This window comes from Bradyrhizobium sp. Leo114 (assembly GCF_055229415.2).
Genome location: NZ_JBUYEN020000002.1, coordinates 253,462 through 269,580 on the forward strand (window position 1 = coordinate 253,462; position 16,119 = coordinate 269,580).

Consider the following 16,119-nt stretch of genomic DNA (forward strand, 5'->3'; position numbering starts at 1 on the left):
TCTGTGGCCTCGGCCGGGTCCTCTCACATTCCGGCCCGGCGCGTGAACCCGCCGGGCGGGCCGCGGCGTCATGAACCGGGCCCGACGCATGTCTGCTTCCGAGACCACCTCCCCTGCCGGCTCCGGCAACTGGCTGGCCAACCAACCCTACGTGCTGCTCAGCCTCACGGCGCTGTTCTGGGCCGGCAACGCCATCGTCGGCCGGCTCGCCGCCGGCCATATTGCGCCGGTGACGCTCTCCTTCCTGCGCTGGTCGCTGGCGTTCCTGTTGATCCTCCCTTGGGCCTGGCCGCACCTGAAGCGGGACTGGCCCGCGATCCGCGGCCGTCTCGGCCTGATGGTGTTGCTCTCGCTGACGGGAATCGGCGTCTTCAACACCATGCAGTACTGGGCGCTCGAATATACCCAGGCGCTGAACACGCTGCTGTTGCAATCGGCGGCGCCGCTGATCATCGCGGTGTGGTCGCTGGTCCTGCTCGGCGTGCGGCTGACGGTGGCACAGGCCTTCGGCGTCCTGCTGTCCCTTGCGGGCGTGCTGGTGATCATCCTGCACGGCGACCTCACCGCGCTGTCGAAGGTCGAGTTCAACAAGGGCGACCTGATCTTCCTCGCCGGTCTCACGATGTTCGGGATCTATTCGGTGCTGTCGCTGAAGCGGCCGGAGATCCATGGCCTGTCATTCGTCGCCTTCACCTTCGGCTGCGGCGCGGCATGCCTGATACCGCTCCTGATCTGGGAATTGCTGGCGCGACCGGTGATGCAGCTTAACGTCGGCAATGTGCTCTCACTGATCTATGTCGCGGTGTTTCCCTCGACGCTGGCCTATCTCTGCTTCAACCGCGGCGTCCAGTTGATCGGCGCCAACCGCACGGCGCCGTTCTTCCATGTGGTGCCGGTGTTCGGCACTGTGCTCTCGATCATCTTCCTTGGCGAGCATCCGCAACTGTTCCACTTCATCGGCTTTGCGCTGGTGCTGTCAGGCGTGTTCGTCGCCTCGCGCAAGCCGAAGCCGGCCTAGAGCTTCGGTTCTGACTGAATCAGAACCGAAGCTGTTCTTGGCGCGATCGGGCGAAATCAGCCCTTGCGCATTTTGCTCAGCAGATAGTTGTCGTAGTAGTTTTCCGCGATCTGCGTGTAGAAGAGCACGTCCTTCATATACGCGTCGTGGCTCTCTTTTGTTTTCTTGAAGAGCGGGCTCTTCTCGGCAAGCTCGTTCAGATGATCCTGGGTGGCTTTGTAGCTCGCCTCCATGACCGGCTGCGGGAACGCGCGCAGCTCCGCCCCACCAGCGACAAGCCGCTTCAGGGCCGCAGGGTTCACGCTGTCGTATTTCTCGAGCATCCAGGCGCCTGCCGCCGAGCCGGCCTGGGTGAGGATCGACTGGTATTGCTTGGGAAGCGCATTCCACTTCTCGTCGTTGACGATCATGTGCAGCATGGCTCCGCCTTCCCACCAGCCGGGGAAGTAATAGTACTTCGCCACCTTGTAGAAGCCGAGCTTCTCATCATCATAGGGTCCGACGAACTCCGCGGCGTCGATCGATCCCTTTTCGAGCGCTGAATACACATCGCCCCCCGCCAGTTGCTGCGGCACGACGCCGAGCCTTGCGAGCACATGACCGCCCATGCCCGCGATCCGGAACTTGAGGCCGTTGAGATCATCGACCGTCTTAATCTCCTTGCGAAACCAGCCGCCCATTTGCGTGCCGGAGTTGCCGCACAGAATGGCATGCACCTTGAAAGGCCTCAGCGCTTCGTCGCAGAGTTCGGCACCGCCGCCGAACGTCCACCAGGAATGTTGATGGCGATGGTTCATGCCAAAAGGCGCGCCCGTCGCGTAAGCAAGCGCCGGCTCCTTGCCGATGTAGAAATAGAGCGGCGTCTGCGCGATCTCGACGGACGCGACGCTCACGGCATCAAGCGCCTGCAGGCCGGGCACGATCTCGCCCGCCGCAAACGTCTGGATCTGAAACTTGTTGTCGGTGGCCTCCGCGACATATTTCGCAAAGGTCTGCGCCGTGCCGTAGATGGTATCGAGCGACTTCGGAAAGCTCGACGTCAAACGCCACTTGATCTCGGGCATCGACTGCGCGATCGCCGGTGCCGCAACCAGCGTCGCCGCGCCGGTCACGGCGCCGCCTTTGAGAAACGTACGGCGTTTCATGATGTCATCACTCCTTCGGATTGCAATTCGATTGGGCACCGCTTCCGCGTCCGGCCCGACGACATAAGGACCTATCGCAAACGCCCGGCCGATGCCAGAGCAGCCTACGACTGACCCCGCCCAAAGCCTTGAGCCTTGGCCATCGCGCCTATGTGAGGCAGCGGGGTTTGCGCTATCCCAGCTCAAAGGTGGTGACGCCGAATACGCGCTCCAATCGCAACGGCGGCACTGCGCCGGTATACATGCGCGCGGTCTCGAACACCGGCGCAAGACCCAGATCTTGCGCCAACGCGACCGCGTCGCGGTTGATGCTGGGAACGTCGAGGAAGATCTCGCCGCCGCCCACGCGGGCCAGCAAAGCCGACAGAACCGCCTCGGCACTGGCACGGTCGTCGGCCACCAGCGGGCCGATCTTGCAGCCCCTCCGGCACGGACGGATCACGCCCCAGCCGGCGAGCCCGCCGTCGCGGACAAGCGCGCAGCCGACATGGTCGGGCGAGCCGATCCAGGCGCGCAGGAATGCGGTGCGCCGAGCCGGAAACACCGTCGCGTCATACGCCTCCACACTCGCCAATGGGACGTCGGCGAGCGGGACGATATTAGCCTGCTGCACATCCGGAGCCGCAACGGTGCCGCCGTAACGGACGTTGGCGTACGCGAATTCGAACCCGGACTTCCTGTAGTTCTCCTGCTGCGCCACCACGCCGTCGAGCCCGATCACACGTCGGCCAGCGTGCGCGATGGCCGCGTTCCATATGCGCAGACCATAGCCACGGCCGCGGAGATCCTTCCGCACGATATAGAAGCCGAGAAAGGCAAAACTCTCGTCGTAATTGACGCAGGAGATCGTCGCGATCGGCGCGCCGTCGAGCTCGCCGATGAAGAAGCCTTCGGGATCGACTGCGGCGAAGCAGGTAGCGTCGGCAAGGCCCGGATTCCAGCCTTCGGCCGCCGCCCAGTCCACGGCGATGGAGATTTCGTCCGGCCGCATCGTCCGGATGCGCAGGCCGTTCGTGGCGGACGATCGTACAGATGGACTCATGAACCGATATCACCACGAGTGAGCTGTTACTGGCAACCGAAGAAACGCCCTCGCGGCGGCGCCCGGGGCTCCCTGGAAAACATCCGCCGTGCCGCACGATCGAGTCAACGGCCGGTGATGGCGGCGAGCATGACAACGCGGGAATGCGTCGGGCGCAAAATCACGAGAACCCTAGAGCGCGATGACTTTTCTTCGAATCGTCATCCCGCTCTAGCTCTTTGTTTGAGCATGATCTCCGCGCAAACGCTTCGCGTTTGTCGCGAGGGAAAACCGGCCTCTACTTTTCCGGATCATGCTCTAGCGGCGGCCGCAATAAGAGATGCCGCCGCCAGCCGACGCACACGCGCCCTTCAACGCGGGCCAACCGGGAGACATCCTGGCGGCAGGAGTTGGCGCCCCTCCATTCAGAACGTCCAGGTCGGGATAATAGAACGAGAATGATCCCGGCTCCTGGATGGCTGCCCTCATGGTCCCGTCCGGATTGAAGTCGTTCCTCGGATTATACCCGGAGTCGCGCCGATTTTTCATATACAGGGCGCTGCTGCTCGCAGCGCCCTGCGCGGGAGCTTGCGCGAATGCCGACGTCGCTGCGGTGGCGGACAGCAGCGCGGCCGCTGCAAGAGCTTTGAATGAAATCATTTTCGTTTCTCCTGCATGGATCGATTGTAGTCCGGCGAGGGACGAGACGAATTGATCCCGCTTCGCGAGGTGAACGTGCGGTCTGGATCGCGAGCTATCTTGAACGGAAGCATGTGCGTTTCTGAAAGGGAGACCGAGATCGGAGCCTCGATATTTCCCGATCACGCAAACGTTTGGCGGTTTGCCATCTGCCTCAATGAGGCAGACACCGCATGGGTTCACAGCAAGGCTGGGCCACTTCCGTAACGGCGAGACGGCGACGGATAGCAGTGATGCGATCGCAGTTTGCCAGCGCCGATGCTCAGCCTCGATGCGGCAGCGTCAAGTGTGCTCGGCGCGCCGCGCAGCGTGCGCAGAAGGTCACGCTTCGTTGAGGGCGCGTGATGAAATATTTCCGAAGGCCGGCCGCTCTTAAGGAGCCGAGCGCTTCCTTGGCTTCTGTCATCATATGGAGAAACCAATGACAAAAATGACCTTCGTGTCGGCCACGCTCATCGCAGCCGCCGTATTCACAACGCAGGCCATGGCTGCACGCAACGATGTCGCGGCGCGGCACGCCACGACCAAGGCCCATAGGGGCGTTATGGACTGTGTGCGGGCTGCAGACGTCGGCGCATTTGCCTCGGATCCCTATATTGTACCCCCCTGCATGCCCAATACCGCTACTGGCACGTTCCAATAACGACAATGAGTCGGGCTGGCAGACCTCGCCAGCCCGACTGCGTAGGGAGTCTACGCCTGTCGACACTCAAACTTTTCGGCGGCACCGCGGCGCTACACGCCGCTCTCGCGCGGTTTCGGCAACAGCGCGATCATTCTTTCCCTGCGGGATGCCGCTTGCGAATTTTTTCACTACTCGCCAGGAGTTGATCATACAATCGGTCGATCTCGCGCGCCTGGTTGGGCGTGACATCCTCCTGATGCAAGGCTCTCAGCTCACGCTCGGTTGGCTGGTAATTGCGACCATTGCGAATCGGCCATGGCTCCTTGTGAACGGACGGGGCGTCCTCTGCAGATCCGGTGTTTGCCAGCGCTAACGACGCTACAGCCAATGCGACCCCAAGGAGAATGTTTCTTGACATGGCTCGCTCTCAATCAGCTATCGAGGCTCAGACAGAAGCGCCGTTCATCAGAATGGGAAAACGTTACCGAGCGTGTGAATCAGCCTGCTCGGTAAATTGTTGAGCATGTTGTGACGACCAAGCTCGACGGGCTTGTCATCCCAACAACATGGATGCGAATGGATCATGGGCATTCTTGGCAGGTTGAGCGGCTCGCGGGGCAGAGGTGCAATCCACGTGGCGCACGGGCGCGCTCGAACGAACCAAATATTTGGTAGGGACATCCACTGCGTTAGCTGCAAGCGCAGTGGGAGTGCCGAGCGCGATGGTCCTCACGGCCAACATTGCGTAAGCGAGAACGGCACGTCGTGATTTGTCGGCCATCATTGCGATTCTCCGTGCAGAGGTTTACCAGGAACGAGTGAGCGGACCCCAACAGGCTCGCTCATCTTTCCAGATCGATTTCGTCGCAGCCTTAGTCCAACAAGAGTTTGTGATGGATTTGATCGCCGCTGGGGTCGCTTGCGAAACGCCTCGAGCGCCGCCTTGCCCCGCAGCGGACCTGTGTTGATCTTGATCAACGTTGCTGCCCGGCACCGGTTTTGAGTTCACCCAACGCACGCATCAGAACGACCTTTGCCGTCGCTGGACGCTGAGGCTCGCATGAAGGGCTGCAGCACGCAGCTGCGCCTTTACGGGCCGGTCGAACCTTGGCTCGACAAGAGTTGGCGTCCCGGAGAGATCGAGCCGATGTGAGTGAGCCCCTCGGAAGTGGCCGCTCGGAGCGCCGGGAATTTTGGGTCATGTCCCGCCTTCCAGCCTCCGGTCGACCAGGCTCGATCGGTCGTGTGGCGTATTGACGGCCGCGCCCGGCGTGTTCATCATCCTTGGCAGCGGTCACCTAATGCGTAGTCTGCCAACCCCGTGGAGTGACAGCCATGATGCAGAACCTCGTGGCCGGATGTGTCTTGGTGGCTTTGATTATCATGGGCTTGCTTGCCTTCGCCCAGAAACACGAAGGGTGCTTGCACGGGCGCTCGATCCAGACCTTCAAGCCCTGCGGATCGATCAGCACTACAATGTAGTGCTGGCTGGGGTATTGCCGCCGTATGGCCACCAAGTGGCTCGGCATCGTCAACCCTCCTTCTCTTACTCTTGGCGCTGTTAAGAGATGATCGTGCGATGTCCAGGTGTGGTCGCCCTCATCGTCAAGATATCGCTGATGGCTGTCTTGGCGAACTGGCCCGGCACATCTGCATTCGCGGCGGAGAATCTCTATCGCGCACAGACAATCGTCACCGGACAGGGCGAAGCCAATCGCATCATCGGCTTTGCCGCTTGTCTCGAGGACGTTCTCGTCAAGGTTTCCGGAGCCCTCAAACTCGAGAGCGATCCTCGGCTAGATGCGTACAAATCGCGCGCGGCTGATTTCGTCGGCGCCTATAGCTACCACGACCAGATGTCCGGCAAGCCGAAGCGCGACGAACAGGGCACCCGCGACCGGCCGTACGATTTGATCGTCGATTTCGACGACAACAAGATCAACGATGTTCTCAACTCGCTCGGCGTCAGGCCCTGGCTTTCGCGCCGCCCGATCCTTGGCGTTTTTGTCGAGATGGAGCAGGGCTCAAAACAAGATATCGCCACATCGGATGCAAGGCAGTCCGACCTGCAACGTGACTCGCTTCTCGCCGCCGCCCTGAAGCGGGGCATGATGATCGTGCTGCCCGATGTCGCGGCATTGGCGAAAGCCAATATCAATGCCGCTGAGCTCTTGACGACGGCATCCTCGACATTGGCATCTGTGGTAGCCGAACGGGGTGGCGAAGTCGTTCTAGTCGGACGGCTAAAGTGGGACGAGTCGGAGCTCGGATGGGCGACGGAGTGGCGGATGGACTGGAATGGCCGGACGCACCGATGGCAGCTTCGCGGCGTCACATTTGATGAAGCCTTCCGCCGCGGCATCGGCGGCGCGGCCCAGATCCTCTCGGGAAACGGTGATCCGGGATAGGCGGAAGCGACCGGCCACTGCTCAAGACGCCGCTTTTTGACCGCCAGCGGAACAATCGGCGCAATGACGTTGGCCGTCTGATCTGTGCGGCATTTCACTCTCAATCGATGTAATCTGCGGTAATCCAACCTGGGGCCCTGACGAGCCCGGATACAAAGTTCATTTTCCTTTCGGAGGCGCGGCGAATGGGCCGGCTGCCTCGCAAGTGCGGCGTTCCGATCGATAGTGGCATGGCGAGCGCACACCTTTTGTCCCGTTGCCGCGCGGGAACACAGGTCGGCCGGCAAGGCCATGATTGACAGCAGCTTAGCCTGGAGGCGACGTGCAGGAGATTGCCCAGTGGCTTGATCGACTTGGTCTCGGGCAATACGCGCAGCGTTTTGCCGACCATGCGATTGACGTGTCCGTTCTGCCCCACCTGACGGACGACGACCTGAAGGACATCGCAATTCCGCTCGGGCACCGGCGGAAAATCCTTGCAGCCATCAGCGAGCCGCCAGCCTCCACGCAGGCTGCACCCGAGCGCGCCGTAGCCTCGGTGGAACCGAAGGCGCCCGACACGGCGGAGCGCCGTCAGGTCACCGTGATGTTCGTCGACCTCGTGGGCTCGACGGAACTTTCGACGCGCATGGATCCGGAGGATTTGCGAGACATCATTTCAACCTACCAGAAATGTGTCACGAAGACCGTGCGACGCTTCGACGGCTTCGTGGCGAAATATATGGGCGACGGCGCTCTCATCTATTTCGGCTATCCGGAGGCGCACGAGGATGATCCGGAGCGTGCGGTCCGGGCCGGGCTGGAGCTGATCTCGGCGATTTCCGCCCTCAAGGCTCCGGTCGTTCTGCAAATCCGCATCGGGATTGCGACCGGGGTGGTGATCGTGGGAGATCTCAGCGGGTCGGGCAACGCTCAGGAGCGCGGCATTGTCGGTGAAACTCCAAACCTGGCCGCGCGGCTGCAACAGGCTGCGTCACCCAACATGGTGGTCATTGCTGACGGCACCCGGAGGCTGCTCGGAAATCTGTTCGAGCTGCAGGATCTCGGGACAAGAGACCTCAAGGGTATCCAGGGCGATGTGCGCGTTTGGGCGGCACTGCGATCCAGCTCGGTGGCGAGCCGCTTTGAGGCACTGCACGCGGGTGCCCTGACGCCGCTGGTGGGGCGGGAAGAAGAACTCGAGTTGCTGCTTCGGCGCTGGTCAAGAGCGAAGGCCGGCGAAGGTCAGGTGGTGCTGATTTCCGGCGAAGCGGGGATCGGCAAATCACGGCTCACCTTCGGACTGTTGCAGCAACTTGCGCTCGAGCCGCACATACGCCTGCGTTACGTCTGTTCGCCGCAACACACCGACAGCGCGCTTCATCCGATCATCAGCCAGTTGATGCGCGTCGCCGCATTGGAAGACGATGACGGCCCGCAATCGAAACTGGACAAGCTCGACGCGCTGCTGGCGCAGAGCTCGACGCCGCCTGAGGATGCATCCCTGATCGCCGAATTGCTGTCGCTGCCCAACGATGGGCGCTACCCTCCGGTCGAAGTCGAGCCGCAGCTCCGTCGTGAGAAAACGCTGGCAGCTCTCTGTTCGCAGCTCGAGGCGCTGGCGCGGATCAGTCCGGTGCTGATGATTGTCGAAGATGCGCATTGGACCGATCCAACCAGCCTCGAATTGTTTGCCCGGGTGGTGGATCTGGTCGCCGGACACCGGCTCTTGATGCTCGTCACTTTCAGGCCGGAATTCAGCCCGCCCTGGATCGGACGGTCGCATGTGGCTGCGCTTACGCTCAATCGGCTGACGCGGCGCGACATCGATTCCCTCATCAAGGAAGTCGTCGGCATCTGGTCGCTGCCGACAGGCATCCGCCAGGACATCATCGAGCGCAGCGACGGCGTTCCGCTGTTCGCGGAGGAAATGACCAAGGCGGTGCTGGATGCGGAGGGCGAGAACGAAGCGCAGCGGACCGCCGCAGCAAAGCCAAAGTCGGTGGTGCCGGTCCCGGCCAGCCTGCAGGCCTCGTTGATGTCGCGGCTCGACCGGCTCGGCTCGGCGAAAGATATAGCGCAGGTTGGCGCGGCAATCGGCCGGGAATTCCCCCACATGTTGCTGGCCGCGGTGGTGCGAAAGCCGCCGGCGGAATTGGCCGGCGCGCTCGACCGGCTGGTAGGCGCGGGTTTGCTGTTTCGGCAGGGCATCCCGCCGCATGCGAGCTATCTGTTCAAGCATGCGCTGGTGCAGGACGCAGCCTACAGCACGCTATTGCGCGAGCCACGGCGCGTGCTGCATGCGCGCATCGCCGAAGTGCTCGAGAGAGAGTTTCCCGAAATCGCCGAAAGCCAGCCCGAGTTGCTGGCGCGTCATTACATGAATGCCGACCTGATCGAAAAGTCCGCGTTCCTGTGGGGCAAGGCGGGACAACGCTCACAGGAGCGCTCGGCACTGGCCGAAGCCGCAGAACAACTTACCCACGCCCTGGCGCAGATCGCGACCTTGCCCAGCACGCCCGATCTGCGGCGCGAGCAGATCATTTGGCAAACCGCGCTCGTGAACACGCTCATGCACGTCAAGGGATATAGCGCGTCCGAAACCAAGGCTGCCGTGGCTCAGGTGAGAGCGCTGATCGAGCAGGCGGAACAGCTCGGAGAATCTCCCGACGACGCCTCATTGCTGCTTTCGGCGCTGTTCGGGCAATGGCTCGTCAATTTCATCAGCTTTGACGGCGAGGCTGCGCGGGAGCTCGCCGCGCGGTTTCTTGCTCTCGGTGAGAAGGACGGGACGACGGTACCGCTCATGGTCGGACACCGCACCATGGGGAGTACGCTCGCGTTCATGGGGGACCAGGTCAAGGCTCTGGCGCACTACAACGAGGCGCTGGCGCTTTACCGTCCGGCCGAGCACCGGCGATTGATGACGCGCTTCGGCCAGGACCTCCGGATGACGTGCCTGGGCTTTCGTTCAATGGCGTTGTGGCAGCTCGGCTATCCCGATGCTGCGCTCAGGGATGCAGACTGCGCGCTGATGGAAGCGCGCCAGATTGAACATGCCGCCACTTTGATGTTCACGCTGAACTTCCCGATTCTTGTGAACACCTATTGCGGAAATTATGACGCGGCAAACGAGTATCTCAAGGAACTTGCCATCCTGGCGGAGGAGAAGCGCGCGCCATTCCGAAAGGCAGAAGGGGTATTGCGGCGAGGCTATGTCCTTACCCTCATGGGACGAGCCACGGAGGCAGTCGAGACGGTCACGTTAGGCATCGATTTGTGGCGATCGGCCGGATCGACCATATTCACGCCGGAGCACCAGTTCATGCTGGCAATCGCGCATGCGGATTCGGGCCAATTCGACGATGCCTGGCGCTGCATCGACAAGGCAATGGCGGCGATGCAAGCCACCAAGGAAAAGTGGTGCGAGGCTGAGGCGCATCGCGTTGCCGGCGAAATCGCGCTCAAATCGCCGCAGCGTGACGTGGCGAAAGCGAAAGCATATTTCGAGCGATCCCTCACTCTTGCGCGCGCACAGCAGGCCAAGTCGTGGGAATTGCGCGCAGCCATGAGCCTGGCACGGCTTTTGGCTGAGCAGGGCAAGAGAGAAACGGCCCACGACCTTCTCGCCCCGGTCTACGATTGGTTCACCGAAGGTTTTGACACACGCGACTTGCGCAACGCCAGAGCCTTGCTTGGCGAGCTTCATTGACAGCCTTCATTGAGAGCCCTGCCGCAACGAAGCTTCGCCCTTTTCAACCTCGCGGAGGGCTGAGCTATTCGGCAGCCATTTGGGACAGTTCAAGCTGAACGAGCCGCTCGACGGTCGGCTCCTGGAGAGCGCTTGGCGGCTTCAGCAATTGCTGAACCTCTGCGAGCAGCCGGTGAACGGCAGGATCGCGCATCGCGGCCCGAAGCAGGGCTCCGTTATATTGGAGCCGGCTCTCGAAATCCGCCGGGCGTTCGCCGCGTGTCTCGGGATAAACCAGATCCGGGATCGCCGACATGTTCCAGGGACCCTCGACCAACGGCAGGCTTTCGGAAAAGAACGCCAGCGCCAGGCCGGCAAGCGGATCGGCCTTGGTCGCGCGCCCCTGCAGAAGCTGCTTCAGAAGCCGAGCTTCCTGCGCTGCCGCGCTCATGCCCTGGCCATAGACGGGATTGAAGCGGCAGATCGAATCACCGATCGGCAGCAGGCCGCGCGGGAATGCGCTCAGCCGGTCGAAACGACGCCATACGCTGGCTGGGAAGGCATAGCGCTCGAATCCGCCCTGCCGCTCGGCGTGCGCAATGGCGTTGTAGACCGTCTGCGTCTCTAGTCGCCTGGCATAATCCATGAAGCCGTCCGGCTCAGCCGGCGGCTGTTCGCCGAGCTGTCCCGAGAGCGTCACGACCCAGCGGTTGCCTTCGATCGGCATCAGATAGCCGCCGCGGCTGCGTTCCGGCGCGTGGGGATGAGTGGCGACGCCTCCCCAATCGGTGGATGCATCCTGGGGAATGGCGAAGGTGGTCGTCGTATAATGGAGATCGACACCAATGACGATTTCATCAGGCACCGGCTGCCTGGTCGAACGGAGCAGCGCCAAGGTTGGCGCAGCGCGTCCGGAAGCGTCGACAACGAGATCGGCTGCGAGGGTTTCCTGCCGCCCATCAGCATCTTCACATATGACGCCTGTGACCATGGTGCCATCTGATGTAGCGGCGATCTCGAGCACCCGGCATCTCGGCCGGATCGTCAGATTAGTCAGCCTCTCGGCCTGTCGGCGCGTGATCAGCTCTATCAGCGGACGGGATGCGCAATAGAGGAACCAGCCGAAATCACGCGACGGGAGTGGACCGAGACGCGGGATCTCCATACGCACGTCGCGTGACATTCGAAGCGGCACCGCGCCCGCATTTGCCAGATCCCGCTCGAAATGCGGAAACAGATCGGTCAGCGCCCGCTGGCCGCCTGGCAGCAAAACGTGCAGATGCCGGGATTGCGGCGTGCCCGCTCGCGGCACTGCCTGTTCAGGCAGGCGGTCGCGCTCAAGCACGATCACCCGTTCGAAGTTGTCGGCCAGCGCACGCGCTGCGGCCAAACCAGCCATGCTCGCACCGATCACTACGGCCTGTTTACCGATCGCTCTGCCTACCATCGCAGTCTCTCCTCATTCGCGCAGCGGTGTCGCATCATGAGGAGACGAACGGGTTACAGCGTGATTTCAGCGCGGAAGAAGCGCGTTACGATCGTAGTGCCGCGAGGCGATGACCGCCTGATCCGGGCACAAAGTGTTCATCCGGGATTGCTCTACCCCGCGAGCACCAGATCGCTCGCCTTCTCGGCGACTGCGATTGCGGCGGCATTGGTCATCGCCTGCGGGATCCCGGGGAACACCGAAGCATCGATGACGCGCAGGCCCGCCACGCCTTTCACGCGCAAAGCCTCGTCGACGACGGCGCCGATGCGGCACGTGCCGACCGGGTGATGGAATGAATCTGTCGCGTGAAGAATGAACTTGCGTATCTCGCCGGCGGTCTTTGCCTCGGTCCCCGGATAGACTTCGCGGGCGCGCCAGTCGGCAAAGGCAGCACCGGCACCGATCTCGCGGGCGAGAGAAACGCCCTCGACAAGAAGGTCCATGTCGGCGGGCTCGGAGAGATAGTTCGGATCAATCAGAGCAGGAGCCCGTGGATTGCCGGAGGCGAGTTTCACGCTGCCGCGGCTGCGGGGCCGCATCAGGCAGGAAACGAGCACGTAAGCCGGTGGAGGCAGCGGGCCCACGCTCGGCAGGACGAACGGCAAGGACAGGCACATCACAAGGTGCTCCGGGCTGTCATCTGGGTCGGTGCCCGGCACGTAGAGGACAGCGTCGGCATGGTTGTAGTGCGAGCGCGGCACCTCGCGCCGTGCGGCGTACGCCACGCCCGCGACCAATGGATGGTCCTCGAGATGGCGGCCGACATCCGGCAGGTCCACGACAACGGGAATGCCGAACGATCGGAGCTGGTCGGCCGGGCCGATTCCCGACAGCATCAAAAGGCGTGGCGAATCGATCGCACCGGCACAACGCAGCACCTCGCTCGCGGCCCGCAAGATGCGTTCGGCGAGCCGCACACCGATGCACCGTCCACCTTCGATCGCGAGGCCCAGCACGTCCGTGTCGACCAGCAGATCGACGCTCACGTCTTCGAGACTTCCGAGATACGCCGTCGCCGCATCGTGGCGAGCGCCGTCCTTGATACTGAGTTGATTCCAGCCGACGCCGGTCGTGACCTCCCCTCCGATATCCGATGACATCGGGTATCCGAGGTCTTGTGACGCCGTGACGAAGGCGGATGCCACCGGATTGCGATCCCCGACATCAGCGAGCGACAGGACGTGGAGAGGACCACTGCCTCCCCGCCATGCACTGGCACCGCCGGAAAAAGTCTCGGCGCGCTTGAAGTATGGCAAAAGGTCCGCCGCGCGCCACCCGGCGGGCCAGCGGTCATAGGCAGCCGGGTGGCCGCGCTGATAGGCCAGAGCATTGATCGTACTGGAGCCGCCCACGACCCTGCCGCGTGGACAGCGGATGATGCGGCCTCCCAACCCCGGTTGTGGGGTCGTCAAATAACGCCAGTCAAGCTCGCTGCCCTGCAGCTTGGGCCATTCCTGCGGATCCCTGACCGCTGCCAGCTTCGTTTCTCCGCCGGCCTCGACGAGGAGCACCCGTCGTCCAGCGACAGCGAGTCGATGCGCCATGGCGCAACCGGACGAGCCTGCACCGACAATGATGTGGTCGTAGGACGAAGCGAGCTGCTCAGGCGAATGCAATACGCGGACGCCGGATGCGGGCCCTGCCCCGGCGCCTGCAGAACGAGCCAGGCTCGACAGCGCGAGGCCGCCGCCGACCGTTGCCGCCAGGGCGTCGCGGCGATTGAGTTGCCGGCTCGTGACGCCGCCGCCGCGATCTCCTGAGATCATGCTGGACATTGGTCTCCCCCGCCTGCTGCCCGTCGGCTTGTACAGCTCGCTTCCTTGCACCAATCTTTTTACGCTTTTCTTGCCTCTCGGTACAAAGTGGTTACGGAACATCACGACGATCTTGCCGAATTGTTCGCTCGCCGCGGTGACTGGCCGCCGCAAATCCGCTATTTTTGCAGCCCATTTCGAAGGTCGAAACATGGTGCGCGCCAGCAATGTAATGATCGGGACGTTGGCGCTGGCGTTGATCGCCGGCGCGCTGAGCGGCTGGCTCGGTTACCGCAAATATGCCGGAATCCAGCGGCAGGTGCCGCTCCGGGTGATCTTCGAGGGTTCGGCCTCGGGTCTGCGCCGCGGCGGCAGCGTGAATTTCGCCGGCGTGCGCATCGGCGAGGTGGAGTGGATCAGGCTCGACCGTCACCGCGTGATCGCGATGACACGGATCGACAAAACGGCGCCGATCAAGAAGGACACCCAGGTCGGCCTCGAATTCCAGGGCCTGACCGGCATTGCCGCGATCTCCTTCACCGGCGGCACCGACGAGGCGCCGCTTCCGCCGACCGGCGCCGACGGCATTCCGGAATTGACCGCCGATCCCCTGGGGACGATGGGCATCCAGGAAAAGATCCGTGCCGTATTGCGCAATGTCGACACGGTCATCGACGACAATGAGGATGCGATCAAGGACACGCTGCGGCGGTTCGAGACCTTCACCGCCTCGCTGTCGAGCAATGGCGAGAAGATCAGCAGCGTCATCAGCACCGCCGAGGCGGGCGTCAGTGCCGTCGACGACGGCATGAGCCGCACCGAAGCATTCCTGAAGAGCCTCGGCAGCGACAAATATGGCGGCGAATTGCTGCCGACCGTGATCTCGCTGCGCGAACTGATCGAGAGCTTCGACAAGAAGTCCGGCGCGCTGATGGCCGACACGAGGAAGATGCTCGGCGATATCAGCCAGTCCGTGAACCAGGCGAACCGGAAATTTGGCGGAACCGGCGGCGGGCGCTAACGTAGCGCGACCATAACAAATACGGAAACGCCCGCTGTGCACGACAAGACGATCAGCCCGCCCGCGCCGCCGCCCACGGTAACCCGCGCCCAGAGCGCCGTGCCGCGGCATCTGCGGCGCTATCTCACGCTTGACGATTTCGAGCCGGCCGCACGCCGGCTGCTGCCGAAATTCCTGTTCGGCTATATCGACGGCGGCGCCGAGACCGATGCGGCCAAGCGCGACAACCGCAGGGCTTTCGAGGAATACGGCTTCGTGCCGCGCGTGCTCAAGGATGTCTCCGGCCGCGACCAGACCACGACCTTGTTCGGCAAGACCTACGCCGCGCCGTTCGGAATTCCGCCGATGGGTTCGTCCGCGCTCTGCGCCTATCGCGGCGACATCGTGCTGGCGCGGGCGGCTGCCGCGACGAACGTGCCGATGATCCTGTCCGCCTCCTCGCTGATCACGCTGGAGGACGTCCGCCGCGAGAACGAGGCCGCGTGGTACCAGGCCTATCTCGCCGGCGTCGATGCACGCATCGAGCCTCTGGTCGACCGCGTGGCTGCGGCCGGCTACGACACCTTCGTCGTCACCGCCGACGTGCCGGTGGCGCCCAACCGCGAGAACAACATCCGCAACGGCTTCCAGGTGCCGCTTGCGATCACGCCGCGGGTGTTCTGGGACACGATCACGCATCCGGATTGGCTGCTCAACACCTGGGCGCGCACGGTTCTCAATCACGGCATGCCGCATTTCGAGAACATGGACGCGCAGCGCGGCCCGCCGGTGCTCTCAAAGAACCTGATCCGCAATATCGGCGCGCGCGACCAGCTCGCCTGGAAGCATGTCGAGCTGATCCGCAAGCGCTGGAATGGCAAGCTGGTGGTCAAGGGCCTAGTGTCGCCGGAGGATGCGCGGATCGCGCGCGTAAGCGGCGTCGACGGAGTGATGCTGTCCAACCACGGCGGCCGCCAACTCGACTACACGGTCTCCGCACTGCGCACGCTGCCGGAGATCGCCGCGAAGGCAAACGGCATGACCGTGATGGTCGACGGCGGCATCCGCCGCGGCACCGACATCATCAAGGCCCTGGCGCTGGGCGCCGACTTCGTGTGGGTCGGACGACCGTTCCTGTATGCCGCGGTCGCCGCCGGCGAAGCGGGCGTGACACGCGCCATCACATTGTTACGCGACGAAATCGACCGCGATCTCGCGCTGCTCGGCATCCGCAGTCTCAGTGAGATCACGCCGGACCTGGTGCGGAAGTTTTGAGATCGCTTCTCCCTC

Annotated in this window: 11 protein-coding genes; 6 read left to right on the plus strand and 5 right to left on the minus strand. The window is 62.9% G+C overall.

The genetic code is table 11. The features are described from left to right. Window positions 1–88 precede the first annotated feature (88 nt). Window positions 89–1,018, plus strand: coding sequence for a DMT family transporter (locus ACZIRK_RS03480; RefSeq protein ID WP_463326964.1), 930 nt, complete (start codon window positions 89–91; stop codon window positions 1,016–1,018). A gap of 56 nt (window positions 1,019–1,074) precedes the next feature. Here ACZIRK_RS03480 and ACZIRK_RS03485 read toward each other — a convergent pair whose 3' ends face one another. Together ACZIRK_RS03485 and ACZIRK_RS03490 are read right to left on the minus strand one after the other, a co-directional pair. Next, window positions 1,075–2,163: a TRAP transporter substrate-binding protein gene (locus ACZIRK_RS03485; RefSeq protein WP_028163820.1), complete on the minus strand. Its 1,089-nt coding sequence runs from the start codon at window positions 2,161–2,163 to the stop codon at window positions 1,075–1,077. A gap of 172 nt (window positions 2,164–2,335) precedes the next feature. After that, on the minus strand, window positions 2,336–3,205 hold the full coding sequence (locus ACZIRK_RS03490) for a GNAT family N-acetyltransferase (RefSeq protein WP_165435322.1): 870 nt from the start codon (window positions 3,203–3,205) through the stop codon (window positions 2,336–2,338). A 1,099-nt stretch (window positions 3,206–4,304) separates the two neighbouring features. Here ACZIRK_RS03490 and ACZIRK_RS03495 point away from each other — a divergent pair. Further along, window positions 4,305–4,526: a hypothetical protein gene (locus ACZIRK_RS03495; protein ID WP_463326965.1), complete on the plus strand. Its 222-nt coding sequence runs from the start codon at window positions 4,305–4,307 to the stop codon at window positions 4,524–4,526. A gap of 130 nt (window positions 4,527–4,656) precedes the next feature. Here ACZIRK_RS03495 and ACZIRK_RS03500 read toward each other — a convergent pair whose 3' ends face one another. Continuing rightward, entirely contained in the window at window positions 4,657–4,926 is a 270-nt protein-coding gene (locus tag ACZIRK_RS03500; RefSeq protein ID WP_165435323.1) for a hypothetical protein, read from the minus strand. 1,201 nt (window positions 4,927–6,127) lie between these two features. Here ACZIRK_RS03500 and ACZIRK_RS03505 point away from each other — a divergent pair. Continuing rightward, window positions 6,128–6,916: a DUF2066 domain-containing protein gene (locus ACZIRK_RS03505; protein WP_245474828.1), complete on the plus strand. Its 789-nt coding sequence runs from the start codon at window positions 6,128–6,130 to the stop codon at window positions 6,914–6,916. Between the two features lie 322 nt (window positions 6,917–7,238). Beyond that, a complete protein-coding gene (locus ACZIRK_RS03510; protein ID WP_130227394.1) occupies window positions 7,239–10,607 on the plus strand; it encodes an adenylate/guanylate cyclase domain-containing protein in 3,369 nt (1,122 codons plus the stop codon). A 64-nt stretch (window positions 10,608–10,671) separates the two neighbouring features. Here ACZIRK_RS03510 and ACZIRK_RS03515 read toward each other — a convergent pair whose 3' ends face one another. Together ACZIRK_RS03515 and ACZIRK_RS03520 are read right to left on the minus strand one after the other, a co-directional pair. Continuing rightward, complete coding sequence (locus ACZIRK_RS03515; protein WP_130227395.1) at window positions 10,672–12,033, minus strand: FAD-dependent monooxygenase; 1,362 nt, start codon at window positions 12,031–12,033, stop codon at window positions 10,672–10,674. Window positions 12,034–12,185: 152 nt separating this feature from the next. Then, window positions 12,186–13,850 (minus strand): GMC family oxidoreductase, encoded by a 1,665-nt coding sequence (locus ACZIRK_RS03520; protein ID WP_165435325.1) that lies wholly within the window; start codon window positions 13,848–13,850, stop codon window positions 12,186–12,188. A gap of 190 nt (window positions 13,851–14,040) precedes the next feature. Here ACZIRK_RS03520 and ACZIRK_RS03525 point away from each other — a divergent pair, with 190 nt between their 5' ends. Next, window positions 14,041–14,850 (plus strand): MlaD family protein, encoded by an 810-nt coding sequence (locus tag ACZIRK_RS03525; RefSeq protein ID WP_130227397.1) that lies wholly within the window; start codon window positions 14,041–14,043, stop codon window positions 14,848–14,850. A 99-nt stretch (window positions 14,851–14,949) separates the two neighbouring features. Further along, a complete protein-coding gene (locus tag ACZIRK_RS03530) occupies window positions 14,950–16,104 on the plus strand; it encodes an alpha-hydroxy acid oxidase (RefSeq protein ID WP_463326988.1) in 1,155 nt (384 codons plus the stop codon). The last annotated feature ends 15 nt before the right edge of the window (window positions 16,105–16,119 follow it).

Coding starts and splice junctions, on each gene's coding strand:
- ACZIRK_RS03485 (WP_028163820.1), bottom strand. CDS start 2,163: ATGAAACGCCGTACGTTTCTCAAAGGCGGCGCCGTGACCGGCGCGGCG.
- ACZIRK_RS03515 (WP_130227395.1), bottom strand. CDS start 12,033: ATGGTAGGCAGAGCGATCGGTAAACAGGCCGTAGTGATCGGTGCGAGC.
- ACZIRK_RS03500 (WP_165435323.1), bottom strand. CDS start 4,926: ATGTCAAGAAACATTCTCCTTGGGGTCGCATTGGCTGTAGCGTCGTTA.
- ACZIRK_RS03520 (WP_165435325.1), bottom strand. CDS start 13,850: ATGTCCAGCATGATCTCAGGAGATCGCGGCGGCGGCGTCACGAGCCGG.
- ACZIRK_RS03525 (WP_130227397.1), top strand. CDS start 14,041: ATGGTGCGCGCCAGCAATGTAATGATCGGGACGTTGGCGCTGGCGTTG.
- ACZIRK_RS03495 (WP_463326965.1), top strand. CDS start 4,305: ATGACAAAAATGACCTTCGTGTCGGCCACGCTCATCGCAGCCGCCGTA.
- ACZIRK_RS03505 (WP_245474828.1), top strand. CDS start 6,128: ATGGCTGTCTTGGCGAACTGGCCCGGCACATCTGCATTCGCGGCGGAG.
- ACZIRK_RS03480 (WP_463326964.1), top strand. CDS start 89: ATGTCTGCTTCCGAGACCACCTCCCCTGCCGGCTCCGGCAACTGGCTG.
- ACZIRK_RS03490 (WP_165435322.1), bottom strand. CDS start 3,205: ATGAGTCCATCTGTACGATCGTCCGCCACGAACGGCCTGCGCATCCGG.